At 65.1% G+C, this 24,143-nt stretch carries 25 protein-coding genes; 18 read left to right on the top strand and 7 right to left on the bottom strand.

Annotated elements, in window-relative coordinates:
* The first annotated feature begins 326 nt into the window (after positions 1–326).
* The 9 genes from AC1RQK_RS39365 to AC1RQK_RS39325 all read left to right on the top strand — a co-directional run bounded on the left by AC1RQK_RS39365 (position 327) and on the right by AC1RQK_RS39325 (position 10,157).
* Positions 327–1,394, top strand: a complete 1,068-nt coding sequence (locus tag AC1RQK_RS39365; RefSeq protein WP_492814973.1) for a porin — start codon at positions 327–329, stop codon at positions 1,392–1,394.
* Between the two features lie 288 nt (positions 1,395–1,682).
* Entirely contained in the window at positions 1,683–2,870 is a 1,188-nt protein-coding gene (locus tag AC1RQK_RS39360) for an alpha/beta fold hydrolase (RefSeq protein ID WP_492814984.1), read from the top strand.
* Positions 2,871–2,956: 86 nt separating this feature from the next.
* Positions 2,957–4,657, top strand: coding sequence for an AMP-binding protein (locus AC1RQK_RS39355; RefSeq protein WP_492814971.1), 1,701 nt, complete (start codon positions 2,957–2,959; stop codon positions 4,655–4,657).
* Between the two features lies 1 nt (position 4,658).
* Positions 4,659–5,531, top strand: coding sequence for a VOC family protein (locus AC1RQK_RS39350; RefSeq protein ID WP_492814969.1), 873 nt, complete (start codon positions 4,659–4,661; stop codon positions 5,529–5,531).
* Between the two features lie 8 nt (positions 5,532–5,539).
* Positions 5,540–6,697: an FAD-dependent monooxygenase gene (locus tag AC1RQK_RS39345; protein ID WP_492814982.1), complete on the top strand. Its 1,158-nt coding sequence runs from the start codon at positions 5,540–5,542 to the stop codon at positions 6,695–6,697.
* Positions 6,694–7,158, top strand: coding sequence for an acyl-CoA thioesterase (locus AC1RQK_RS39340; RefSeq protein WP_492814967.1), 465 nt, complete (start codon positions 6,694–6,696; stop codon positions 7,156–7,158). Before AC1RQK_RS39345 ends, AC1RQK_RS39340 begins: the two co-directional genes overlap by 4 nt.
* Before the next feature lie 28 nt (positions 7,159–7,186).
* Positions 7,187–7,942 (top strand): maleate cis-trans isomerase family protein, encoded by a 756-nt coding sequence (locus tag AC1RQK_RS39335; RefSeq protein ID WP_492814965.1) that lies wholly within the window; start codon positions 7,187–7,189, stop codon positions 7,940–7,942.
* A gap of 29 nt (positions 7,943–7,971) precedes the next feature.
* Complete coding sequence (locus tag AC1RQK_RS39330) at positions 7,972–9,234, top strand: MFS transporter (protein ID WP_492814980.1); 1,263 nt, start codon at positions 7,972–7,974, stop codon at positions 9,232–9,234.
* Positions 9,235–9,329: 95 nt separating this feature from the next.
* Entirely contained in the window at positions 9,330–10,157 is an 828-nt protein-coding gene (locus AC1RQK_RS39325) for a TetR/AcrR family transcriptional regulator (protein WP_492814963.1), read from the top strand.
* 44 nt (positions 10,158–10,201) lie between these two features.
* Here AC1RQK_RS39325 and AC1RQK_RS39320 read toward each other — a convergent pair whose 3' ends face one another.
* From AC1RQK_RS39320 to AC1RQK_RS39295, 6 genes are all read right to left on the bottom strand, one after another.
* On the bottom strand, positions 10,202–10,648 hold the full coding sequence (locus AC1RQK_RS39320) for a MarR family winged helix-turn-helix transcriptional regulator (protein WP_492370607.1): 447 nt from the start codon (positions 10,646–10,648) through the stop codon (positions 10,202–10,204).
* Positions 10,645–10,869 (bottom strand): hypothetical protein, encoded by a 225-nt coding sequence (locus AC1RQK_RS39315; protein ID WP_492814961.1) that lies wholly within the window; start codon positions 10,867–10,869, stop codon positions 10,645–10,647. Before AC1RQK_RS39315 ends, AC1RQK_RS39320 begins: the two co-directional genes overlap by 4 nt.
* A gap of 13 nt (positions 10,870–10,882) precedes the next feature.
* Complete coding sequence (locus tag AC1RQK_RS39310; protein ID WP_492814959.1) at positions 10,883–12,541, bottom strand: FAD-dependent monooxygenase; 1,659 nt, start codon at positions 12,539–12,541, stop codon at positions 10,883–10,885.
* Positions 12,542–12,622: 81 nt separating this feature from the next.
* On the bottom strand, positions 12,623–13,048 hold the full coding sequence (locus AC1RQK_RS39305; RefSeq protein ID WP_492370604.1) for a rubredoxin: 426 nt from the start codon (positions 13,046–13,048) through the stop codon (positions 12,623–12,625).
* A gap of 42 nt (positions 13,049–13,090) precedes the next feature.
* On the bottom strand, positions 13,091–13,795 hold the full coding sequence (locus AC1RQK_RS39300) for an alpha/beta hydrolase (RefSeq protein ID WP_492814957.1): 705 nt from the start codon (positions 13,793–13,795) through the stop codon (positions 13,091–13,093).
* Positions 13,796–13,843: 48 nt separating this feature from the next.
* Positions 13,844–14,674: a dioxygenase family protein gene (locus AC1RQK_RS39295; RefSeq protein WP_492814955.1), complete on the bottom strand. Its 831-nt coding sequence runs from the start codon at positions 14,672–14,674 to the stop codon at positions 13,844–13,846.
* 153 nt (positions 14,675–14,827) lie between these two features.
* Between AC1RQK_RS39295 and AC1RQK_RS39290 the strand changes: the two genes are divergently transcribed.
* Positions 14,828–15,724, top strand: coding sequence for a LysR family transcriptional regulator (locus tag AC1RQK_RS39290; protein ID WP_492814953.1), 897 nt, complete (start codon positions 14,828–14,830; stop codon positions 15,722–15,724).
* Positions 15,725–15,904: 180 nt separating this feature from the next.
* Positions 15,905–16,447, top strand: coding sequence for a MarR family winged helix-turn-helix transcriptional regulator (locus AC1RQK_RS39285; RefSeq protein ID WP_174428383.1), 543 nt, complete (start codon positions 15,905–15,907; stop codon positions 16,445–16,447).
* 34 nt (positions 16,448–16,481) lie between these two features.
* Here the strand turns inward: AC1RQK_RS39285 and AC1RQK_RS39280 are convergent, their stop codons facing one another.
* The gene (locus AC1RQK_RS39280) at positions 16,482–17,705 is read right to left on the bottom strand and encodes an IscS subfamily cysteine desulfurase (RefSeq protein ID WP_492814951.1); all 1,224 of its coding nucleotides are present in this window, start codon (positions 17,703–17,705) and stop codon (positions 16,482–16,484) included.
* A 354-nt stretch (positions 17,706–18,059) separates the two neighbouring features.
* On the opposite strand from AC1RQK_RS39280, the gene AC1RQK_RS39275 reads away from it, so the two are divergent.
* The 7 genes from AC1RQK_RS39275 to AC1RQK_RS39245 all read left to right on the top strand — a co-directional run.
* The gene (locus AC1RQK_RS39275) at positions 18,060–18,605 is read left to right on the top strand and encodes a flavin reductase family protein (RefSeq protein WP_492814949.1); all 546 of its coding nucleotides are present in this window, start codon (positions 18,060–18,062) and stop codon (positions 18,603–18,605) included.
* 33 nt (positions 18,606–18,638) lie between these two features.
* Complete coding sequence (locus AC1RQK_RS39270) at positions 18,639–20,120, top strand: 4-hydroxyphenylacetate 3-hydroxylase family protein (protein ID WP_492814947.1); 1,482 nt, start codon at positions 18,639–18,641, stop codon at positions 20,118–20,120.
* Positions 20,121–20,166: 46 nt separating this feature from the next.
* Complete coding sequence (locus AC1RQK_RS39265; RefSeq protein ID WP_416048339.1) at positions 20,167–20,547, top strand: cupin domain-containing protein; 381 nt, start codon at positions 20,167–20,169, stop codon at positions 20,545–20,547.
* 2 nt (positions 20,548–20,549) lie between these two features.
* Positions 20,550–21,896, top strand: coding sequence for an amidase (locus tag AC1RQK_RS39260; protein WP_492814945.1), 1,347 nt, complete (start codon positions 20,550–20,552; stop codon positions 21,894–21,896).
* Positions 21,897–21,983: 87 nt separating this feature from the next.
* On the top strand, positions 21,984–23,210 hold the full coding sequence (locus AC1RQK_RS39255) for an ABC transporter substrate-binding protein (protein ID WP_492814943.1): 1,227 nt from the start codon (positions 21,984–21,986) through the stop codon (positions 23,208–23,210).
* 26 nt (positions 23,211–23,236) lie between these two features.
* Positions 23,237–23,920 carry a DUF2848 domain-containing protein gene (locus tag AC1RQK_RS39250; protein ID WP_416048341.1) on the top strand — a complete coding sequence of 228 codons (684 nt, stop codon included), beginning with the start codon at positions 23,237–23,239 and terminating at the stop codon, positions 23,918–23,920.
* Positions 23,921–23,996: 76 nt separating this feature from the next.
* The coding region (locus tag AC1RQK_RS39245) for an ATP-binding cassette domain-containing protein (protein ID WP_492376717.1) at positions 23,997–24,143 on the top strand (147 nt) is incomplete at its 3' end.

The raw sequence follows: 24,143 nt of genomic DNA, 5'->3' as shown, positions 1-24,143 counted from the left end.
GCATGGCTGTGACGCGGTGAGCTTAAGGCCGGGCCGTGCGTGGGCACGTGCGCTAACCCACATGGCGAGTATGCCAGCGGCGCATGGCGAAGCAAGCGCCCGAGCAAGAAGACGCGGGCTCGCCGGGGACTTGAGTTGCATCTTTCCTAGGTGCCTCGGCATCGGGAAAACCATTATTTGATATGGAATCAAAAAACAATAACATTTATTGAGTCTATATCAATTTAACGGGAAGGCATCCGTTGCCGAAGCCGCCTGTCGGGCAACGGCACGATAGCCCGCGGGCCGATCGCAGCTCGCGGACCAGACCCGATCAAGGAGGAGCAATGAAGAAAGCACTGGCCATGGCCGCGGCCACGCTGGCGGCACTGACCCACGGGCAGGCGCACGCCCAGTCGTCCGTCACGATGTATGGCGTGGTGGACGCGGGCGTCGAATACCTGAACCGCGTGCCGAACGCGGCAAAGCAGGGGGACAGCCTGTTCCGCATGACTTCCGGCAACATTGCCGGCAGCCGCTGGGGCATGCGTGGGGTGGAGGATCTCGGTGGCGGCCTGAAGGGTCTCTTTGTGCTGGAAGGCGGCATGATGCTCGATACCGGAGTGTCCTCGCAGGGCGGCCGGATCTTTGGACGCAAGGCCTATGTCGGCTTCGACAGCAGCACGTATGGCCAGTTCACGCTAGGCCGGCATCACAACCTGATGTTCGACCTGATCATCTCGTTCGACCCGATGTTCTTCGCGCCGAAGTACTCGTCGTTCAGCCACGACAGCTGGCTGGCGGGTCGCGTGGACAACGCAGCCAAGTACACCGGCAAGTTTGGCGGGCTGACCGTAGCGGCGCTGTATAGCTTCGGGGTGGACTCCACGGTGGCCAACGGTTCGGAGGTGCCGGGCAACAGCCGCGTGGGGCGCGACATGAGCGCGGGCCTTACCTACCAGGCTGGCCGTTTTCGCGTGGGCGGCGTGTATGACCAGTTCAATGGCAACAGCGCCGCGACGGCCGGCAAGACCGAGCGGCGCTATGTCGGGACGGCCGCGGTGGATCTGGAGGCGGTCAGCATCTATGTGGGCTACCGCAGGCTGGCGAGCCAGTTGCTGGCGTCGATGTCGCGCACGGACCTGATGTGGACCGGCGTGAACTGGAACCTGGCGCCGGCCGTTGCGCTGACCGGCGCCGTGTACAAGACTAATGACCGCACCTCGGCCAAGGACCCGATCTCCTTTGTGCTGTCGGTCGACTACCGGTTCTCCAAGCGTACCGATGCCTACCTGACGGCCTCCTACACAAAGAACAGCGGCGGCTCCGCGCTTAGCGCCAACGGTTACGACGGCTCGATCGTCCCTGGCGCCAATCAGCTTGGCACGGTGGTGGGCCTGCGACACAGCTTTTGAGTGGCGGCGTCTAGCGCGCTTGTCGCCGGGCACATCTGGCACTTTCCCGTGCGGCTAACGCCGGCTCTTCGCGGCTGCCCGTCGATATGACGATGCAGCCGCTTTTTTGTTCATGGCCGGGCGCCGGCTGCGTAGCGGTGGGGCAAGGTTTACCATTAATTGACATGCACTCAAATAATGTCTAAATTATTGAGACGGTAGCATTTAATCAAAGGAGACGCCGTGGCGGAGCAGAACAAGGCACAGGTAACAGCGGGCATGCGTGGCGCGTCGTGGGATGCACGACTGATGACGCGTCCTTACCAGATGGTCCCCTATGCGCTGGGTACCGCGGACGGCCAGCGCACGCTCGGCTTTCTCTTCACGGCGACCGGCAAGGAAAAGACCGTCGTTTCCATCATGCACCCCCGCGAGATGGCGATCACGCACTATCTCGTGCCGTTCATTCTCGACGCCGGCTGCGCCTGCTGGGTGCAGGGCCCCCGGTCGATCGGCAACGACCTGCGGCTGGAGCATGAGATCGCGTTGTTCGACGTGGCGGCAGGCATGACGCACCTGCGCGAGCTGGGTTTTGCGCGCATCGTGCTGCTGGGCAATTCCGGCGGCGCTTCGCTGTACACCTTCTACAACCAGCAGGCGCTCGCGCCGGCTGCGCAGCGCATCGCGCGGACCCCGGGTGGCCGTCCGACCAACCTGGCCGAGCTGCAGATGCCCACGGTTGACGGCATGATCCTGATCTCTCCGCATCCCGGGCAGGGCAAGCTTTTGATGACCGGGCTCGATCCCTCCGTGGTCGACGAGAACGACCCGATGCAAACCGATGCGTCGCTCGATCCGTTCTCCGCGGCGAACGGCTTCGACGCCGCGAGTGGACGCGGCAGCTATGCGCCGGACTTTGTCGCGCGCTACAGCGCCGCGCAGGAAGAGCGGGTGAAGCGGATCGACGAGCACGCGAGGCAACTGCTGCGCCGCAAGCAGGCCGCCCGCCAGCGCATCAAGGCAGGCGCCGGCAGCGAGCTGGACCGGCGTGTGGCCGCGCATGCGCCCATCTTCCACGTCTGGCGCACGGACGCTGACCTGCGGTCCTGGGACATCACCCTGGACCCGTCGGACCGCCAAACGGGCACGCTGTGGGGCAAGGACCCCTTTGTTTCCAACTGGGGCAGCGTTGGCTTCGCACGCGTGGTGACGCCGGAGTCCTGGCTGTCGACCTGGTCGGGGCTGACTTCCAACGCGTCGCTGGACAAGACCATCGGCGCGGTGCACCAGCCCACGCTGCTGCTGGAATACACCGGCGACCAGTGCACGTTCCCGGCCGATATCGAGTCCATCTATGCGCAGATCGGCAGCACGGAAAAGCGCCACATCCGCGTGCGCGGCAATCACCATGGCATGGCACTGAGCCGCGACGAGGAGCCGGGCCAGCGTATCGCCGGGGCGCACATCGTCGAGTGGCTGCGCGAGCTGATGGTGTAAGGAAAGTCATCCCGTGCGCCGCAGGCCAATGCGGCGCGCTGACGGAAAACAGACAACAGAAAACAGACAAGCAAGGGTAGAGAGACATGATGCAATCCCAATCGGTACGGCCCCCGGAATTGCTGGCGGGGGTCAGGTATCCCGACGAGGACCGGCTACGGCGCTATGTTGCCGACGGCGTGCTGACGCAAGAAACGCTGACCGGGGCCTTTCGCGCATCGTTTAGGACCCACGCGGACCGGCTCGCGCTGGTCGGCCCGGAAGGCCGGCTGACCTACCGCGACCTGGACGAGAAGACCGAGCGCCTTGGCGCTGCGCTGCTGGCGCTGGGCCTGCGGCCTCTGGATCGCGCGGTGTTCCAGTGCGGCAACAGCAATGAGCTGCTGCTGGCGTTCCTGGGCTGCCTGAAGGCGGGCATCATTCCGCTTTGCTCGCTCCAGGCGTTCCGCAAGCTGGAAATCGGCTACCTCGGCAATCTCTGCGAAGCCCGCCTGCATGTCGTGCAGGGCGATGACGCCAAGTTCGACGACGTGGCCTTCGCGCAGGAAATGCAGGCCGAAGTGCCGAGTTTCTCCATCATCCTGCAAGCACGTGGCGAGCGTCGTGGCAGCGCGGTGTTGCTAGCCGACCTGATCGAAGAGATGCCGCTGGCTCACGCGCGCGAGATCCTGGCGGGCGTGAAGCTAGATCCCTTCCAGGCCGCCGTATTCCAGCTCTCCGGCGGCACCACGGGCGTGCCTAAAATCATCCCGCGCTTCCAGAGCGAGTACCTCTACAACATGCGCGCGGTGGCTGCGTGCAATGGCTACACGAAGGACGACGTGCTGTTCTTCCCCACGCCGTACATGCACAACCTCAACATGGGCTGCTTCTTCGGCCCGTTCCTGCTGACCGGCGCCACATTGACGGTCACGCCGGATCTTAGCGAGGAAAACCTGCGCGGCCTGGTGCGCGATTACCAGCCTACCTGGTTCGGCGTGGCCGGGCCGATCCTCACGCGCATTGCGCCGGAACTGGCGCAGTCGGATGCCGGCGCGCGGGCGCGCAGGAATTTCATCGCGCCGAAGAACGCCGCGGGCCTGACCCGCCTGACGGGCTCGCCCACGCACCATATCTTCGGCATGACCGAAGGCGTGATCATGTTCGCCCGCAAGGATGACCCGCAGGAGATCCGCGACACCTCCGTCGGCAGCCCGGTGTCGGCGCATGACGAGGTCAAGCTCGTGTCACCGGGCACGGAGGATCCCGTGGCCGACGGCGAACCCGGCGAGGCCCTGTTCCGCGGGCCTTACACCATCCGCGGTTACTACAAATCCGAGAAGGAGGACCAGACGCGCTTCACCGCGGACGGCTTCTACCGCTCCGGCGACCTGATGACGTCGCGCGTGGTGGACGGCAAACGCTATTACTTCTTTTTCGGGCGCATCAAGGATGTGGTGGATCGCGGCGGCGAGAAGATCAATGCCGAGGAGCTGGAGAACGTCGTCAACCTGCACCCGGGCGTGTTGGCCTGCGCTGTGGTGGGCATGCCCGACCGCGTCTATGGGGAGCGCGTGTGCGCCTTCGTCATACCCAAGCCGCCCGCAAGCGACCTCACGCTGGCGCAACTGACCCAATACCTGCAGGAAGCCGGCCTGGCCAAGTTCAAGTGGCCAGAGCGGCTGGAGGTCGTCCGAGAGTTCCCGCTGACCGCATCCGGCAAGCTCAGCAAGGTGCTGTTGCGCCAGCAGATCATCCAGTTGCTCGAGGCCGAGACGGCCGGCAACACCGTAACCGAAGGGAAGTGAAATGACCGAAGCGAAACACCTTGTCGGCGTGCCGTCCGTGCAGTTGCATGGCGTGCATCACACCGCGCGCCCCACCTGGAAGCTGGCCCAGACCGTGCATTTCTACCGAGACCTGCTTGGCCTGCCGCTGGTCCACGCCATCTCGGCCAAGGGCTGGGGCCCGGACAACCATGCGGATTTCCTGCACTTCTTCTTCGATAGCGGCAACAGCAGCACCATTGCCTTCTTCTACTACATCGGCACCGAGCGGCCGGACTGGCTGGCGGTGCGCGAGCACTACCAGGATCGCGCCACGCACACCGCCTGGCGCGTGCGCGACGAAGCAGAGCTGCTGGAATGGCGGCAGCGCGTGGAAGCGGTCGGCATTCCGGTGCGCTACCAGATCCGGCACGAGGTCATCGAGTCGATCTACTTCAACGATCCCAACGGCTATCCGATCGAGATCACCTGGCAACTGCGCCCGTTCAGCGAGGCCGATGCGCTTGACGCGGCGTTGACCATCGAGGCAGCCATGCAGCTGGAGCAGGCAGCGGACGCCGCCACGGCTTTCACGTCCATCGAGCCGGTCTGGCAACGCAAGGCCGCGCAGATCGGCACGGCACCGGAGCAGGCTGGCAAGGCATCGGTCTATGTGCTGGACGTGCCGGAGTTTGCCGCGCTGATCGGCGTGGCGCGTACTACCGAAGGCTATGCCACCACCTCGCTGAAAAACGGCTATGTGCGCATCGACGGCAATCCGCAGATCCGCTTGCGGCGCAAGGCGCTAGGCTTCAAGCCGGCAGTCTGGTACGGCGCGCTGACCGGCGGCCTGGTCGGGCGCATCGTCCAGTTCGATATGGACGCGCTGGTGATTTCCCCGGAGGAGGCGCAATGAAAGCCGCAATGAACGTCGCCATCATCGGGGGCGGCCCCGCCGGGCTCTTCCTCTCCATCCTGCTCAAGGAGCGGCTGGCATCGGTGGAGATCGACATCTACGAGCAAAACCCGGAGGACGCCACCTTCGGCTTCGGCGTGGTGCTCGCCGACACCGGGCTGTCCAACCTGCGCGCCGCATCCCCGGCGGTGGTCGACGAACTCGCCAAGGCGATGCGTTTCAGCGACCGGCACACCATCGTGAGCCACGAGGCGCCGATCACCATGAAGCGCCCCGGCGCGGGCGGCGGCGCGATTCCTCGCATCCAGCTGCTGTCGGTGCTGCAGGCGCGTGCCCGCGAACTCGGCGTGCGCGTGACGTACAACAAGCGCATCAGCGACTTTTCGGCCATCGAGGCCGACCTGGTCGTGGGCGCCGATGGCGTCAACTCGCTGCTGCGGGCGTCCAACGAGGAGGGCTTCGGCACCACGCGCCACAACCTGACCAACCACTTTGCCTGGTACGGCGTGGAGAAGGCGTTCCCCAATCCGGCCTTGGTGTTCCGGCAGTACGAGGGCGGCTATTTTGTCGCGCACTATTACCCGTATTCGGACTCCATGAGCACGTTCGTGGCTGAGTGCGACCACGGGACCTGGCAGGATTTCGGTATGGACGCCATGTCCAACGAGGCGCGCCAGGCCCTGTTCGAGACGGTGTTCGGCGCGGAGCTGGGTGGCTACAAGCTGGTCTCCAACAACTCGAACTGGCGCCAGTTCCCGGTCGTGATCAACCAGACCTGGCACGTCGGCAACCAGGTGCTGATCGGGGATGCGCTGACCAGCGCCCACTTCTCGATCGGCTCGGGTACCCGGATCGCCATGGAAGACGCGATCGCGCTGGCCGAGGCTATCGTCGCCTTCCCCGGTGACGTGCCGGCGGCGCTGCAGTGCTACGACGAGGTGCGCCGACCGCAAAAGGCCAAGCTCATCCGCGCCTCGGAGGCTTCGTACAACTGGTACGAGCGTATCCGCGAATGGATGAACGTGGCAACGCCGCATGAGTTCGTCTACCGCTTCATGACCCGCACCGGCCGCGTGGATGTGAACCGGCTGCGTGAACAGTATCCGACCCTGATCGCCGAGCTGGCCGCCGCGGGCGTCACCGATCTCACCGTGCCGCAGCCATGATGCGTGCCACCGAATACGTGCTGAGCGAGCGGCCGTTCGTGGTGCGCCGTACCGTGCGCTGGGGCGATTGCGATCCCGCTGGCGTGGTGTACACGGGCCGCTTCACCGACTACCTGCTGGGCGCGGTTGGCCTGTTTGCCGACCACATGGCCGGCGGAGCGGGGCGGCTTGGCGACGCGCATGGCGTGGGCACGCCGTGCAAGGCGATGCGCTTCGAGTTCATCGGCACGTTGTGGCCGGACGACGTGATCGACATCGAGTGCTTTGTCGAAGCCATCCGTACGCGCTCCTATGACATCCGCTGCATCGCCAGGCGCCCCGGTGGCGCGCCGGTGTTCGATGCCGTGTTTTCCCCGATCTGCGTGCGGCTGGACGAGCGCGTGGGTACGCCGATCCCGGATTGCCTGCGCGCCGCGCTAAGCACGTTCCTGCGCAAGCCGGCCGCAGAGCCCCAGACTTAACGAGAACAAGCGAACAAGCGAACCCAAGATGAATTACCGAATTGGCCAGATCGTTCCCAGCTCCAACATCACGATGGAGCGCGAAGTGCCCGCCATCTTTGCCGGGCGCATGCAGCAACTGCCACAGCGTTTCTCCTTTCACTCCAGCCGCGTGCGCATGCACCGCGTGGTGGCGCATGAGCTGGAGCGCATGAACCGCGACATGGGCCGCTGCGCGCTGGAGCTTGCCGATGCGCGCGTGGATGTGATGAGCACGGCCTGCCTGGTGGCCACGATGTGCATGGGCAAGGGCTACCACCGGCAAGTGATTGAAGACCTTGGCGCGGCCATCGCCGATGCACCTTACCAGCCCGCGATCATGACCTCGGCCGGCGCGCTGGTCGAGGAGCTGAAGGACTTTGGCGCCAGGCGCATCGCGCTGATGGCGCCCTACAGCGATGCGCTGACGCGCACTGTGGTCGAGTACATCGAAAGCGAAGGCATCGAGGTCAAGGACGCGATCAACTTCTCGATCCTCGACAACCTGGAGGTCGGCGAGCGCGATCCGCTGCAGTTGCTGGAGGACGTGAAGCGCCTGGACACCGCCGGCGTGGACACGGTGGTGCTGTCCGCCTGCGTGCAGATGCCGTCGTTCGCGGCGATTGAGCGCGCGCAGCTGGCGCTGGGCGTGCCCGTCACCTCCACGGCCGTCTGCACGGCGCGGCAGATGATGCGGCGCCTGGGCCTCGAAGCGGTGGCGCCGGATGCCGGTGCGTATCTCGGTAGCAAGACCGGACTGGTGTAAGGGCGGTTAGTGCCCGAGGAGATGACATGATGCAAGAAGCCCATGGAACGGCGTCCCGGATTGGACGTTGGCCTTATATCGCGGTAGTGCTGGGTGCGGCGCTTGGCATGCTGGCCGGCTATGCGCCGCTGTTCAATGCCACCGCCGGCGTGTTCGTGCGCCCGCTGGCCGCCGAGTTCGGCTGGGGCCGCTCGGAGGCGTCGCTGTCCTACGCGGCCTCGATGTTCGGGCTGGCGGTGGTGAGCCCGCTGGTCGGGACCATGATGGACCGCTACGGCATCCGGCGCGTGATCTCGGTGTCCGCGGTGGTCTTCGGCATCGCCACGGCGTGCATGGCACTGCAGGACGGCAGCAAGACCATGTGGGTCAGCCTGTCCGTGGTGGTAGGTGTGTTCGGCGCGGCCACGTCGGTGCTCGGCTATCTCGCCGTGCTGCCGCAGTGGTTCGACCGCCGTCTCGGCCTGGCGCTTGGCGTTGCCATGTGCGGGCTGGGGGCCGGCACCGTGTTGATGCCCGCCACCGCACAGTATCTGGTGACCGGCTATGGCTGGCGCACTGCTTATGTGGTGCTGGGCGCCGGGTCGATCGTATTGTCCTTGCTGGCGTGCTCGCTGTTGCGGGAACGCAAGGCGGCGGGAAGGGCGCAGGGCGCCGCGCGCGGCCAGGTGGTTGACGGCGTGCCGTTCGCCGAGGCGCTGCGCACCTATCGCCTGTGGGCCATCTGGGCGGTGTTCGTGCTGGGGTCCTCCGCTACGCTGTCGCTCGGGCCGCATCTGCCGGCAATGTTTGCCGACCGGGGCTTCAGCCCGGCGCAGGCAGCACGCAGCGCCTCGATGGTGGGCATCGGCCTGCTGATCGGGCGCATCCTGACCGGCGTGCTGATCGACCGGATCCACGCACCATTCGTCGCCTGCGTGTTCTTCGGCGGTGGCGCGCTGGGCATCTTCCTGCTGCGCTCGGCGCATGACTACCAGGCGCTGCTGCTCGCCACCATGCTGATTGGCCTCACCATCGGTGCGGAAGGCGACCTGATCTCGTACCTGGTGCGTTCGTACTTCGGCTTGCGCTCCTTTGGTGCCTTGTTCGGCATTGCGTTTTCCGGCTATGGCTTTGGCGCGGTGCTCGGGCCGATCGGGCTCGGCGCCTGGTTCGACCGCTATGGCAGCTACGATGCGCCGCTGCTGGCACTGTCCTGCATGCTGTTGCTGGCCGCTGCGCTGACGCTTTCCCTTGGCCGGTACCGCCGGGCGGGCGAACTGCCGGCCGCGACGCCGGCGGCCGCCGGCGCTTGAGCATGTGTCAGGACCGGACCCGGCCCGTTGACAGGTAGAATTAGCACGGGCGCAATTATCAAGCTGCGCCTCCTGTGCCGATCCGCCACTGACCTATGCCAGCCGCCAAGAAAACCGCCACCGTAGCCGAACCCCCTCCCGCCATGCCGCGCCGCCGGGGCCGTCCGCCCAAGACGGACTCGCCGATCGGCGCGGAGGCGACGCTGAGCCGGGTCGCCATCCTGCAGCGCGCCATTGAACTCACGAAGACCATGCCGCTGGACCAGATCTCCATGGTCCAGCTGGCCAAGGATTTTGGCGTGGCGCCCGGGCTCATCCACTATTACCTGGGCGGGCGGGATCAACTGGTCTCAGGCGTGCTGAATGACTACTACCGGCAGCGGTTGGGCCGGCTCTCGTCGCTCACCGGGGACTGGCGCCGCGACGTGGAGTCTTTCGCGCGGCTGAGTTTCCAGGTGGCGATCGAAAACCCCGGTGTGAGCATCTATGTGGCCTCGCACAACCGCTTCCGGCTGTTCCAGGATGTGCAGCGGGGGGAGACCGACTACGGGATGGAGTTTTTCAACCGCATGACGTCGGCCATCATGCAAGGTGGATTCAACGCGGACGAAGTCGCGCTTGGCTATCACCTGCTGGCGCAATACCTTGTGTCTGCCAGCATGGCGGAGGCTTCCCGCCAGTTGCCGGCCTACCACCAGGCCTTCATCGAGAACAAGCTGGAGTCCGTGTCGCCGCTGCAATATCCCGGCGCCCGCTTTGTCAGCAAATCGTTCTCTCGGCTGAGCTCGGAGATAGCGTTCGAGGAAGGGCTGCGCATTACGCTGGACGGCATCGAGGGATGGAAACGGGGTGCAGGCCTTGCCGCCATTCCAGTGGCCAGCGGTGCCGCCACGCCGCGCAAGCCCCGCGTCAAGAAGGCCTGACGAGGGGCGCCTGCACAAGCCCCCGGCGCGCAACGCAGGCAGCCCTACAGCATCGCCTCCGCCTGCGCCAGCAGCTTGCCCAGCGCGAGCTCCATCACCGCGCGCTCCTGGGGGGAAAGCGCGGACATCAGCGTCTCGTGCCGGCTGGAGGCGATCCGCATGATCTTCTCAAACAGCGGCTTGCCCTCGGCGGACAGCGAAATGAGCACCGCGCGGCCGTCAGTGGGGGATGGCTCGCGCCTGACCAGGCCTTGCTTGATGAGGTGATCGGCCGCGCGGCTGGCCTGGCTTTTGTCCAGGTTGGCGAAGCGCGCAAGGTCGATGACCAGGAAGGGGCCGAACTCGCCGATGGCGGCGAGCGTCCTGGCTTCGCTAAGCGACAGGCCTAGCGCTTCCGAATAGGCCTGCGCGATGCCGCGGTCGAACTGCTTGACGATGCGGTGCAGGCGGTACGTGGCGAAGTCGGAGAGGGACAGCTTGGGGCTCGTCATGATGCGCGGCCCGGCGTGTTGTCCGCCTCCGTGGCTTCGAAGCTGTGCGAGACCTCATCGAGCAATCGCGTCGCATCGGCAAAGCCGGCATGGCGGCTGAGCGCCAGCAGCGCCACGCGGGCCAGGTAGAGCGGCGTGTTTTGCTCGCCGAGCGCGGTCATGCGGTAGCACATCGCCGTGTAGATTTCATCGAGCTCGGTCGGGCTCATGGTCGTTTGCATAGGGTTCTCCGGCTTAGTCAATCTGCATGGCAAGGGCGATGGCGTTTCGCACATCGCCGGCGCGGGCTTGTCGCCAGCGGCCGCTGACGTAGCCATCCGGGCGGACCAGGTAGAGCGTACCGTCGACGCCGTCCAGTGCGCGCCGCACGGCATCCTGTGGGTCGGCCAGCCGTCCCGCCGCGGGCGCCGTGCCCGCAATCAGGTGGCAATCCAGTTCGACGCCGCTGTCGCAAAGCTGGCGCAGCCCGGGCACGGCGTCGTCCAGATCCTGGCCGGCGCCGGCGAAGCAAAACGCGGTGAAGCCTTTGCCGATGCAGCGGACCAGCGAAGTCGGCGTGCCGTGCGGGCCGACCAGCGGCATGTCAGGCAGCGTGGCGCCCGGCGCCGGACCGGCCTTGAAGGCAGGGTCGTCCGTCGCGGCAATGGGCGAGTCGGCAAAGACCGCCGGACTGGTCTGGCGCGGGTTGATCAGCGAGCGCAGTTCCGCGTGCGCCGCCGATAGCCCCAGCACGGCTTCACGCATCAAGGCAAAGGCAGGCGAGGGCGGGGCCATGAACTCCGTGCTCTTCGCGCCGAAGCGCATGTTCTCGCGCGCCGCCGCCACACGCTCCGTGGAGTAGGAGGGCAGCAAGCCGGGGGAGGCCTTGCCGCGCACGGCAAGGGCAAGCTTCCAGGCGAGGTTGAAGGCATCGTCGAAGCCGCTGTTCAGGCCGCGCACGCCAAAGATGGGCACCAGGTGCGCGGCGTCGCCGGCAAAGAGCGCGCGGCCGTGCACGTAGCTATCCAGCGTGAGGCACTTCGCGTTGTAGATCGAGATCCACAGCGGCGCCCAAGGCGCGGTCACGCCCATCATCTTGAGGTGGCTCGCCACGCGCGGCAGCACATTCTCCGGCTTGACGGCCTGCTCCGCATCCTCGTGCTCGCCGACCTGGTAGTCGATGCGCCACACCTGGTCCGGCTGCTGGTGCAGCAAGATGGTGGAGCCGGGGTTGGACGGCGGATCGAACCACGCCAGCCGCTCGACCTCGCGCGGGGCGTCGATGGCGATATCCACGATGACGTAGCGGCCCTCGTACTGCATGCCGCGCAACGACAAGCCTAGCGCATCGCGCACGGCGCTGCGGCCGCCGTCGGCTGCCACCAGCCAGTCCGCGCGCACGGTGTAGGCATGGTCGCCCGCGGCTACTGCCAGCGTCACGCCCTTGCTGTCTTGCGTGACGGCGGTAACGCGGTTCTGCCAGCGGATTTCGATCAGGTCCGGGTAGCGGGCGATGGCGTCGAGCAGGTATTGCTCGATGTAGTACTGCTGGATATTGACCATGGGCGGAAAGACCTGCCCGGGCTCGTGCGGCATGGTGAAGTGCAGCACCTGCTCGTTGCGGTAGTAGCTGCGGCCGCCCGCCCAGGCGAGGCCTTTGTCCAGGACCGGGGCGGCGACCCCGAGCGCATCGAGGATTTCCAGCGAGCGCCGGGAGATGCAGATGGCCCGGCTGCCTTCACAGGTGCCGTCGTCCGCCTCCAGCACCACGCTGGGGATGCCGTGGCGGGCCAGGGCCAGCGCCACCGCCAGCCCGACCGGCCCGCCGCCGGCGATGACGACCTGGCGCGGAGAATCCGTGCCGCCGGGGTGCAGCACCGGCAGGGATGCGGCGTGCGCTTCGCGCTGGTACATGTCTTGTCTCCTGGTTGTGTGCGCAACCAGTTCAAGATAGTCCAATTTTGTTGCGTACGCAACCAGATTACCTGGGCCCGATCAGAATTCCACCATCGCAAAGTCTTCCTTGCCCACGTCGCACAGCGGGCAGCGCCAGTCGTCGGGGATGTCTTCCCAGCGGGTGCCGGGTGCGATGCCGTCTTCTGGAAGGCCCGCGGCTTCGTCATAGACCCAGCCGCAGATGATGCACACCCATTGCTTGAACGCGTCGGTGGCAGCGGATGCGGCCTTTGCCGCGACGGGGGCTTCCGGCTGCGCGGCGGGCTTCTCTTGTTCTGGCTCGTCCAGGCTGAAGACAAGCGGCGCCGCCGTGGCTTCGCCGCTGGGCGCCAGGCGCGCCTGCAACAGGGCAAGCAGCGCCTGCGCCTCTTCCGTGGTCAGGTCGATCCAGTACGGATCGCCTGCGCCGTCGTTCAGGCGCTTCGGGGAAAACTGGATCTCTACTGCGGTGCCTTTCTTGTACATGCGATCAGGGGGCGGGGTCTTTGGTTTTTGTGCAGGTAAGGATTAGACAGGAAAAAGCACGCTGGCGAGCCATTGCTGGAAATCGGCTACCACGTCGGCGGTCAGCTCATGGCCAATGGGGTAGCGCCGCGACCGATGCGGCACGCCCAGCGCGTCCAGCCACTGGTCCGCGCGCTCGGCCCACGCGACGGGCAGCTTGTTGTCGAGTTCGCCATGCGCGATAAAGGCCGATAGCCCGGCAAGGGCCTCGCGCGGGGCGAGGTGCGGCTCGATCTCCGGCAGGATGCGCCCGCTCAGCACGGCAAAGCCGGCCACGTCGGCCGGCGCGCTCAGGCCAACGCTGGCGCTGAGGATGCCGCCCTGGCTGAAGCCGGCGATCACCGTGCGCGCGGGCAGGGCGCCATCCTGCGCATGGAGGGCACGGACGAAGGCAATCAGTTGCTGGCGGCTGCGCTCCGCCTGGGCTGCGTTGATGGTGGGCGCGCCACCGGCGAAGCTGACCTCGAAAAAGCCATGCTGGCCGGGCCCGAAGGTGAGCGGGCCTTGCACCAGCACCACTTCCACGCGCGGGTCGATACGGGTGGCCACTGGCGCGAGGCTGGCCTCGTTGCTGCCTACGCCGTGCAGCAGCAGGAGCCGCGCGGCAGGGGCTGCGGCCGTATCCGCTTGCGCCCTTCGCAAGCGATAACGCAGGCCGGTCGCGGGATCTTCGGCCAACGGGCCGATTTCATTGCGGGTGGTGTTCATATCGTTTCGCGTGGCTGTGAGCAAGGGATCAGACAAGGGATCAGGGGATCAGGCCGCAATGGGCTGCGCGGCTAGCGGCCGGAACTGGCCAAGCACATACGATTCCATCGACAAGATCCCGTAGGTGATGCCGCCGTCGATCACCGCCAGCGGCTCGCCCGCTTCGGCCGCGCCGATGGCCACCAGCAGCGGCAGGAAGTGCTCGTCGGTCGGGTGCGCGCGCTGTGCGTGCGGGGCCAGCCGGCGGTAATCGATCAGCGGCTGCGAGTCGCCGGTGCGCATGGCGCTGCGCACCGCCTCGCGCACCCACTGCGTGAATGCTGCCACGTACGGGGCATCACCGCCGCCATGGCCGCGGAATTCATGGAGGTTGTGCGTCATGCTGCCGGAGGCGACGATCAGCACGCCCTGCTCGCGCAGCGGCGCCAGCGCACGGCCCAGCGCCAGCGCGCCGGCCGGGTCCAGCGGCTGTGGCAGCGACACCTGGAACACCGGCACCTGCGCATCGGGATACAGGTGGCGGATCGGCACCCAGGCGCCGTGATCCAGGCCGCGCTGCGGATCCAGCCCGGCGTTGAACCCGGCCTGCGCCAGCAGCGCCACCGCGCGCTCGGCCAATGCCGGATGCCCGGCCGCCGGGTAGCGGATCTCGTACAAGGCACGCGGGAAGCCGCCGAAATCGTGGATGGTCTCGGGCTGCGCGCTTGCCGTCACGCGCACGCCGCCGCGCGTTTCCCAGTGGGGCGAGACCACCAGCACCGCCTTGGGCACCGGCAGCGCGCGGCCCAGCGCGGTGAGCTGCGGGCCGGCCAGGCCCGGCTCGATGGCGAAGGTGGGCGCGCCATGGGAGACAAACAGAACGGGAAGTGCGGTAGACATCTCGGAATCTCCGGTCGCCACGGCAAAACCCGCGGCGTGCAACGACATAGGGAACCTTGCTAGTCTATTGATTCATGTGGTGGCGATAAACTGCCTTAAGTGTGATATATAGTCCCGATTATCGAGACAATAAGCCGGAGCCGAGGCAACCCCGTGGACCGTGCCCTGGAAATGACCGTATTCACCGCCGTGGTCGACGCCGGCAGCTTTGTCGGCGCGGTCGAGGGCCTGCGCATGTCCAAGGCCGCGGTCTCGCGCCATGTGGATGCACTGGAACAGCGCCTGGGCGTGCGCTTGCTGCAGCGCACCACGCGCCGGCTGTCGCTGACCGAGGAGGGGCGCATTTTCTACCAGCGCGCGCGCGAAGTGCTGGCGGCGCTGGACGATGCCGAGTCCGAGATCACGTCCCGCACGCAGGAGCCCAGCGGGCTGATCCGTATCAACGTGCCGCTCACGTTTGGCATCTTGCACCTCGCGCCGCTCTGGAGCGCTTTCATGGCAGCGTATCCGCAGGTTGATCTCGATATCACGCTCAATGACCGCGTGGTGGACCTGGTCGACGAAGGCTACGACCTTGCCGTGCGCATTGGCGATATGCCAAGCTCCGCACTGATCAGCCGCAAACTGGTCGCAACCCGCATGGTGCTATGCGCGTCGCCTGGCTATCTCGCGCAGCACGGCGCGCCAACCCATCCGCATGAACTGGCCGAGCACCGCGTGCTGGCCTACACCAACTGGTCCGGGCGCGACGAATGGCAGTTCGATGGCCCGCACGGCAAGGTCAGCGTGAACACCCGCGCCCGGGTGTACTCCAACAATGGCGACACGTGCCGCGCGATTGCGCTGGCGCATGGCGGCATCATGCTGCAGCCGAGCTTCATGCTCCAGGACGACTTGCGGCGCGGTGACCTGGTGGAACTGATGCCCGAGTTCCGCGCGATCGAGATCGGCGTCTACGCCGTGTATCCGACGCGCAAGCAGTTGCCGCTCAAGGTGCGCCGGCTGGTGGATTTCCTGGTGGAGGCGTTTCGGGATGTGTCTTGGGGTTAGGGCGTAGGGGGTAGGGGGACGGATGAGGCGGGAGCTGCGCGAAAGCTAGCGCAATGCCATGTGTGTGTAGTATTTTGCAAAAAGCTAAATTAGCTAGCTAATACCTTGGCTAGCAGAGCAACTAGCAAACCAACTAGCAAAGCAACTGACAGAGCAACGGGATAAGGGAGTCTATAAGGCATGGCAACTAACACGAAGGGCAAGGCGCTGACGATCACCAATCCGGCTTGCCTGGTCGACGGCTCGGATAGTGAGTTCCGGCACCTGGTAAGCGGCCTGCTGCCGTTTGCCGCCCGCCTGCTTTCCGTGCGCGACGGGTTCGGCAGCCTGATCGGCCTGACGGGCGTCCAGTACTCCTTGATACGGTCCATTGCACATCTCTCGCAACAGGGCGAAGTGACGGTGAACCAATTGGCGGAGCATCTTCATTTGAGCGGGCCATTCGTTACCGTCGAAACCGGCAAGCTCAAGAAGCTCGGGCTGATCGACAAGAAAGCCCACCCCGAAGACAAGCGCAAGATGCTGCTCACGGTAGCTGTGGCTGGCTCCCGGCTCCTGAATGAGCTGACTCCCGTGCAGCAGCGCATCAACGACGTCCTCTTCGAGGGCGTCACCCGCACGGAGTTCAAGGTGCTGTGCTCGGTAGTGGATCGCCTTGTTGTCAACGGGGATCGCGCCGCGCTCGATCTGGCGCATCTTCTGGCGCGGCAGCAAAAAGCGTGACCGTTCACCCCAAGGCGCGCCGCGGCTAGCTTGGTCAGTGGGCCGCCCACTTGATAGCGCCGATGTCGATGCCTTCGCGATGCATGTCCCACAGCGGGCTGAGGTGGCGCAGCTTTGTGACGGTGGCCAGCAACATCTGAATCACTTGCTCCACTTCCGCCAGGGTCGTGTACCGCCCGAGCGTAAAGCGAATCGAGCTGTGCGCCAGCTCGTCGCTGCGCCCTAGTGCGCGGAGCACGAAAGACGGCTCAAGCGACGCGGATGTACAGGCCGAGCCGGAGGAAACAGCCACGCCCTTGATGCCCATGATCAGGGACTCCCCCTCAACGAAGTTAAAGCTGACATTGAGGTTATGGGGAATGCGACTGGCCATGCTGCCGTTGACATAGACCTCGTCGAGTTGCCTGAGCCCGGCCAGCAGCCTGTCCCGCAGGCCTGCAACCCGGCGCGATTCCTCGGCTAGTTCCAGCCTGGCGATGCGGAAAGCCTCACCCATGCCGACAATCTGGTGCGTTGCCAGCGTACCGGATCGCATGCCCCGTTCATGCCCGCCGCCGTGCATCTGCGCCTCGATGCGCACGCGCGGCTTACGCCGGACGTAGAGCGCGCCGATGCCCTTGGGCCCGTACACCTTATGCGCGGTCACGGTCAGCAGGTCGATCTTGAGCGCCTCGAGATCGATGGGGATCTTGCCGGCGGCCTGCACGGCGTCGCAATGAAAGAGGATGCCCTTGGCCCGGCATAGCTCGCCAATCTCGGCAACCGGCTGGATGACGCCAATCTCGTTGTTGACCATCATCACGGATACCAGGATGGTGTCGGGACGCAGCGCCGCGCGCAGGGCGTCAAGGCCTAGCAAGCCATCCTCCCCGACGTCGAGGTACGTGACCTCAAAGCCCTGGCGCTCCAGCTCACGGCAAGTGTCGAGCACCGCCTTGTGCTCGGTCTTGACCGTAACGATGTGTTTCCCCTTGCCGCTGTAGAAATGGGCCGCGCCCTTGAGCGCCAGGTTGTTCCCTTCCGTCGCGCCTGACGTCCAGACGATCTCGCGGGGATCCGCATTCAGCAGTGCCGCAACCTGCTCGCGCGCCGTCTCCACGGCCTGTTCGGCATGCCATCCGTAGCGATGGCTGCGTGAAGCGGGATTGCCAAAGTGCTGGTACAGGAACGGCACCATCTTGTCGACAACGCGAGGGTCGACAGGCGTGGTGGCGCTGTAGTCCATGTAGATGGGGGCCGCAGTGGGTTCGCCTTGCATTGCTTTGTTCTCCTGAATCGTGTCGATGCACCTGTTTCCCTGCGGGGAGCAGGGTCCGTCACAGGGTTTGTGTTGGTTCGAATACCGTTCAATAGTAGCATTTATTAATACGTAAGTTACAAAGATAAATGGATGTTGAGCGCGCTTGCGCCCGCGTGCGGGCACGGCAGGGCATCCAGGCTTCGGCGCACTGAGAGCGCCAACACCGCAGGCACCATCCAAGGGTTTTCACCAGCTTGAATTGCAAACTCCAATAGCATTCAATACTACCTAAGTTACAAAGGTAAAAAACAAAGAAAAATGAGCGATGGATCGTGTTGGAATGATCCGCGGCTCGGATTCTGTACAGGAGGGATGATGGCCGAAACCTATGCAAAGCGCGAAGTGGATTCCGAGGCTGGTGCCGATGAGCAGCGCCGCTTCAGAAGCACGCTCGCCATGTTCGCCACCGGAGTAGCCGTGATCACCGCGCCCCGGAAAGAAGGGGTACCGGTTGGCATCACGGTGGCGTCGTTCAACTCGGTCTCGCTCGATCCGCCCCTGATCTTGTTCTCGGTGGATCGGAGTTGCCTGAGCCTGGAGGATCTTTGTTCCACCTCCCGGTACGCCGTCAACGTGCTCGAGGAAGGCCAGCAAGACATTTCCAACCGTTTTGCCAAGGCGAACTCTGGCAAATGGGATGGCATCGGCTTGGCGGCGCAGGGTGGCGAAGCCCCGGTGCTACTGCCGGATGCGCTCGCCACGTTCGAGTGTGAGCCATATGCGCAACATGACGGTGGCGACCACGTCATCTTCATCGGACGCGTCATTCGCCACCAGGCCCGGCCCGACGGCAGGCCACTGGTCTTTTTCGGAGGCAGGTATCGCGCGCTCGAAAAGTCGCCTGCAGCCCCCGTGTGAATCAACAACCGCTACGTATTTAGGAGAGAAGACATGGTCAAGACTGGTAGCCAGCATATCGAGATGCTGCGTGACGGCAGAGAGGTCTACCTCGACGGCAAGCGCGTGACGGATGTCACCACGCACGCCGCCTTCCGGAACTCGATCCGGAGTTACGCAAACCTCTACGACTTTCAGGCACGCCCGGAGAACATCGAGAAGATGACATTCGAGTCGCCGGACACCGGCGACCGCGTGAGCCGGATCTGGCAACTGCCGCAGAGCTATGACGACCTGGTCCAGCGCCGGATGGCGCTTGAGGCCTGGACCGAACTGCACTATGGCTTCATGGGCCGCTCGCCGGATCACGTGGCGTCCTGCATCTCCGGCATGTATATGGGGATCGACGTCTTCGAGCAGCATGACCGGGCGCGGGCCGGCGCCCTGCGCGAGTACTACAAGTACGCCCGGGACAACGATCTCTTCCTGACGTACGTCATCGTCAACCCGCAAGCCAACCAGTCGAAGGCGGCGCACGAGCAGGAGGACAAATACCTGGCCGTAGGCATCGTCGACCAGGATGCCGAAGGCATCACGGTGCGCGGCGCAAAGATGCTGGCCACCAGCGGCATCATGGCCAACGAGGTGTTCTGCAGCTGCATCCAGCCCTTGCGCGAGGGCGACGAGATGTACGCGCTGTCGTTCGCGGTGCCCATGAACATCAAGGGCCTGAAAGTCATGTCGCGCAAGTCGTACGAAGCCAACGCGACTTCGGTGTTCGACAACCCGCTGTCGAGCCGCTACGACGAGAACGATGCGGTGCTCTACTTCGACGACGTCAAGGTGCCATGGGAGCGCGTCTTCATCGCGGGCGATGTCGGCATGTGCGCCAAGCAGTTTCATGCCACGCCGGCCCATAGCTACCAGAACTACCAGTGCCAGGTAAGGCTGATGGTGAAGCTGCGCTTCCTGGTGGGCATCGCGCAGAAGATCACCGAGATCAACGGCACCAACGGCTTCCCGCAGGTGAGGGAGATGCTGGGCCAGCTCGCCGCCGAGGCGGGGATGGTGGAGGCCTTCGTCTATGGCATGGAATCCAAGGGGCGCATGGAGCGGGGCTACTTCATGCCGGACCGCAACCTCCTGTACGGCTCGCAGGTGATCACCCAGCAGCTCTACGCCAAGGTGCTCAATACCCTGCGCGAGCTGGCGGGCGGCGGGATGATCATGCTGCCGTCGAGCCTTCACGATTTCGAGAACCCGGAACTGGCCAGGATCATCGAGAAGACGCAGAAATCTTCGGCCTGCAGTCCGGAGGAGCGCGTCAAGTTCTTCAAGCTGGCATGGGATGCAGTGGGGTCCGAGTTTGCATCGCGCCACAACCAATACGAGATGTTCTATGCGGGCGCGGGCTTCGTGACCAAGGGCCACACCTATCGGACCTACGACTGGAAGAAGGCCACCGGCCTGGTCGACAACATCCTGGACAGCTATTCGCTCAGCGCGGAGCTGGGCCAGTTGGCACGCGCCGCCTGAGCGGGTAGTGGTGCTCTGACATTCATTGCCACACACGGAGATAACCATGGCGATCAACAAGCTTCACGATGAGTTCCACACCATCGACCTGGCGAGCGGATGGGAGGTGCCTGCGGGCTATCCCGCGGGCATCCAGCAAAAGATCCTGTCCGGCTCGCTCGATGAAAGCGGCGGCCGCGGCAGCCGCACCCGTCTGCTGCGCTTCCAGCCCGGTGTATTCACTACCGCGCCGTTCGTGCATCGCTACTGGGAGGAGGTGTATCTGCTCAGCGGCGACCTGACCGTCGGCAACGACGAACAGGGCGAGGGCGGGCAGGCGTTCGATCCGCACACTTATGCATGCCGTCCGCCGGGCGCCTTCCACGGGCCCTTCAAGTCGAACGCGGGTTGCATGTTGCTGGAAATCCACTACTTCGACCCGGCCTGATCATGCTGGCGACCGTGGATTCCGTGATGCGCCAGCTCTCTGCGGGCACCGCCGACGCGGCGTCCTTGCTGGCGGGCTGTGTCGAGCGCGCCTGCAATCCCGGCGGGGAGGGCGCGCGCGTCTTCCCGCACGGCGTGAGCATGGCCGCGTCGAAGCAGGCCAGGGCAAGCGACATGTTGCGCGGGCAGGGCGTGGCCGGGCCGCTGTCGGGCTTGCCGATCTCGGTCAAGGACCTGTTCGACGTGCAGGGCGACGTCACGCGGGCCGGTGCGCGCGTGTTGCCTGAACAGGTTGCCACGGCGGATGCGCTCGCCATTGCACGGTTGCGCGCGGCTGGCGCGGTCTTTGTCGGGCGCACCAACATGACGGAGTTCGCGTATTCCGGGGTTGGCATCAATCCGCACTACGGCACGCCTCGCAATCCGTTCGAGCGTGGGGTTGGCCGCATTCCCGGTGGTTCCTCGTCCGGGGCCGCGGTGTCAGTGACGGACGGCATGGCCGTGGCCGCGATCGGCTCGGATACGGGCGGCTCGTGCCGGATTCCCGCAGCGCTTTGCGGCATTGCGGGGTTCAAGCCCACGGCGCGCCGGGTGCCGCTGCAGGGAACGGTGCCGCTGTCGCCCAGCTATGACTCGATCGGCGGCCTGGCGCGCACGGTTGCCTGCTGCGCCGCGCTCGACCGGGTCATGGCGGGCGAGCCAGATGAGCCGGTGGCAGCGCGTCCGGTGCGTGGCCTTCGGCTGGCCGTGGCAAGGAACGTAGTGCTCGACGGGCTTTGCGCCGAGGTGGCCAGCGCCTATGAGCGTGCGCTCGGGCGGCTGGCCGCAGCGGGCGCCGTGCTGCGCGACGTGGCCTTCCATAGCTGGGACCCGTTGCCGGAACTGAGCATCAACGGTGGCCTGGTGGCGGCGGAGGCAAGCGCGTGGCATGCCGAACGGGTTGCCGCGCTGGGCGATCGCTATGACCCGCGTGTGCTGTCGCGTATCCGCATGGGCGAGCAGCAGAGCGCCGCGGACTACCTGCGCACGCGCGCCCGGCGGCTGGCGTTGTGCCGGGAGGCGCAAGGCGAAATGCAGGGGTTCGACGCCGTGGTGCTGCCGACCGTGCCAATCGTGGCGCCACGCATTGCCGATCTGGCCGATGACGCTGCGTTCTTCAGTGTCAACCGGCTGTTGCTGCGCAACCCCGCCATCGCCAATGTGCTCGACCTGTGCGCCGTGAGCATGCCGTGCCATGAGGCGGGCGATGCGCCGGTCGGGTTGATGCTGTTCGGGCCGCCCATGGCGGACCGGCAACTGCTCGGCATCGGCATGGGCATCGAGGAAATCCTACGCAGCCACGAGATCTAGGCGCTCTATGGCCGCCTTGTAGCCGCACTATCCGCCGACAAAACCTTGTCGCGGCTTCTAGCAGTCCAGCAATGGAGAGGAGAGAACATGTTTCGCTTTCGATTCAAGCCAGTGTTCCTGGCTGGCACGATGTTGGGGTTTTCGGCGATTGCCGCGGCACAGCCGGGCAAGATCAGCGACGGCGTGGTGAAGATCGGCGTCCTGACGGATATGTCGTCGATTTTTTCCGATATCGGCGGGAAAGGGTCGCTGGTGGCGGCGCAGATGGCGGTGGACGATTTCGGCGGGAAGGTGCTGGGATCCGATATCAAGGTGGTTAGCACCGACCACCAGAACAAGACCGACGTGGCCGGCACCATCGCGCGCGACTGGTTCGACAACCAGAAGGTCGACGTCATCCAGGACGTCTTGCCGTCCTCGGTAGCGCTCGCGGTGTCCAACCTGGGCAGGGACAAGCACAAGCTGGTGATTGCCAGCGGCGCCGGCACGACAAGGCTGACCAACGAGGATTGCTCGCCTTACACCATCCAGTATTCCTACGACACCTATGCCTTTGCGGCCAACACGGTAAAGGCGCTGGCAAAAGGGGGCGACAACAGCTGGTACTTCCTGACGGTCGACTACGCGCTGGGCGCATCCCTGGAGAAAGACGCAACGGACGCCCTGGCCTCGGTAGGCGGGAAGATCGTCGGCAAGGCGAAGCATCCCATCAATTCCCCCGACCTGTCGTCCTACCTGCTGCAAGCCCAGGCGTCGGGCGCCAAGGTGATCGGCCTGGCCAATGCCGGCAGCGATACCGTCAACGCGCTGAAAACCGCCCGGGACTTCGGCATTGGCGGCGCAGGAAAGCAGAAGCTGGCGGGCCTGCACATGTTCATCAGCGACATCCATAGCCTCGGCCTGCAAGCGGCGCAAGGGATGATGCTCACCACCTCGTTCTATTGGGACCGCGATGACGCGGCCCGCGCGTGGTCGCAGCGCTTCTTCGAGAAGACCCGGAAGATGCCCACGCTCGTGCAAGCCGGCGTGTACTCGTCAACGATGCACTACCTGAAGGCGGTCCAGGCCGCGGGGACAGACGAGACCGATGCGGTAGTGGCGAAGATGAAGGCCAGTCCCATCAACGATTTCTTTACGACCAATGGAAAGATCCGTGCCGACGGATTGATGGTGCATGACATGTACCTCGTCGAGGTCAAGAGCCCGCAGGAATCCCGGAAACCTTGGGACTACTACAAGATCAAGCAGGTCATTCCAGCCAGCGAGGCGTTCCGGCCCATCGCTGCCAGCAAGTGCGCCTTGCTCAAGAAATAACGATTCGCAACCACGGAGACATCATCATGCTGACATTCGATATCGAGACACGCACCGGCAGGTGGCAGCGCGTTGTGACCGTCAAGCAGCTCGTCATCGCGGGCTGGACGGGTAGGGATGCCGACGCAATGGAAAAACACATCCGCGAGCTCGAAGCACTGGGCGTCAAGCGGCCAGCGGCGACCCCGGTCTTCTACCGGGTTGCGGCGCAGCGGCTGCAATCGCAGCCAGCGATCCAGGTCAGCGGAAATGCCAGCAGCGGCGAAGTGGAGTTCCTGCTGCTCAAGGACCAGGGCGAGATCTATGTTGGCATTGCCTCGGACCACACCGACCGGGAGGTGGAGACCTATGGCATCACGGTGTCCAAGCAGATGTGCGACAAGCCCTGCGCGCAAGTGCTATGGCGCCTGGCCGACATCGTCAAGCACTGGGACCAGCTTATCCTGCGCGCCTACGCGACCATCGACGGCGAGCGCGTGCTGTATCAGCAGGGGCCGGTGACGGCAATGCGTTCGCCCCAGGACCTGCTCGACAGGTTTGCGGAGCACGGCGGCAGTTTTGACGACGGTACCGCCATGCTGTGCGGCACGCTGGCGGCCATTGGCGGCATCCGGATGGCGGATCGCTTCGAGATAGAACTGGAGGATCCGGTTCTCGCCCGCTCGCTGCACCACGCGTACGCGGTCGAAACGTTGCCCGTCCACGGCTAGGGCTGCTGGCCGGATCCGCTGGCCGGATCCGCCTGCCAGACCCGTATTCCCGATGCATGCCAAAAGCGACAAAGCGATGCACCACGAAGATTCCATACTAGAAACGCACAGCCTGACCAAGTCGTTCCGCGGCTTCACCGCCGTGTGCGACGTCAACCTCAAGGTGCGGCGCGGCTCCATCCATGCCTTGATCGGCCCCAACGGCGCCGGCAAGACCACCTGC

Source organism: Cupriavidus sp. GW822-FHT02D05 (assembly GCF_058802485.1).
Note: the sequence above shows the minus strand (reverse complement) of the source record. Positions and strands in the feature narration are given on the sequence as shown.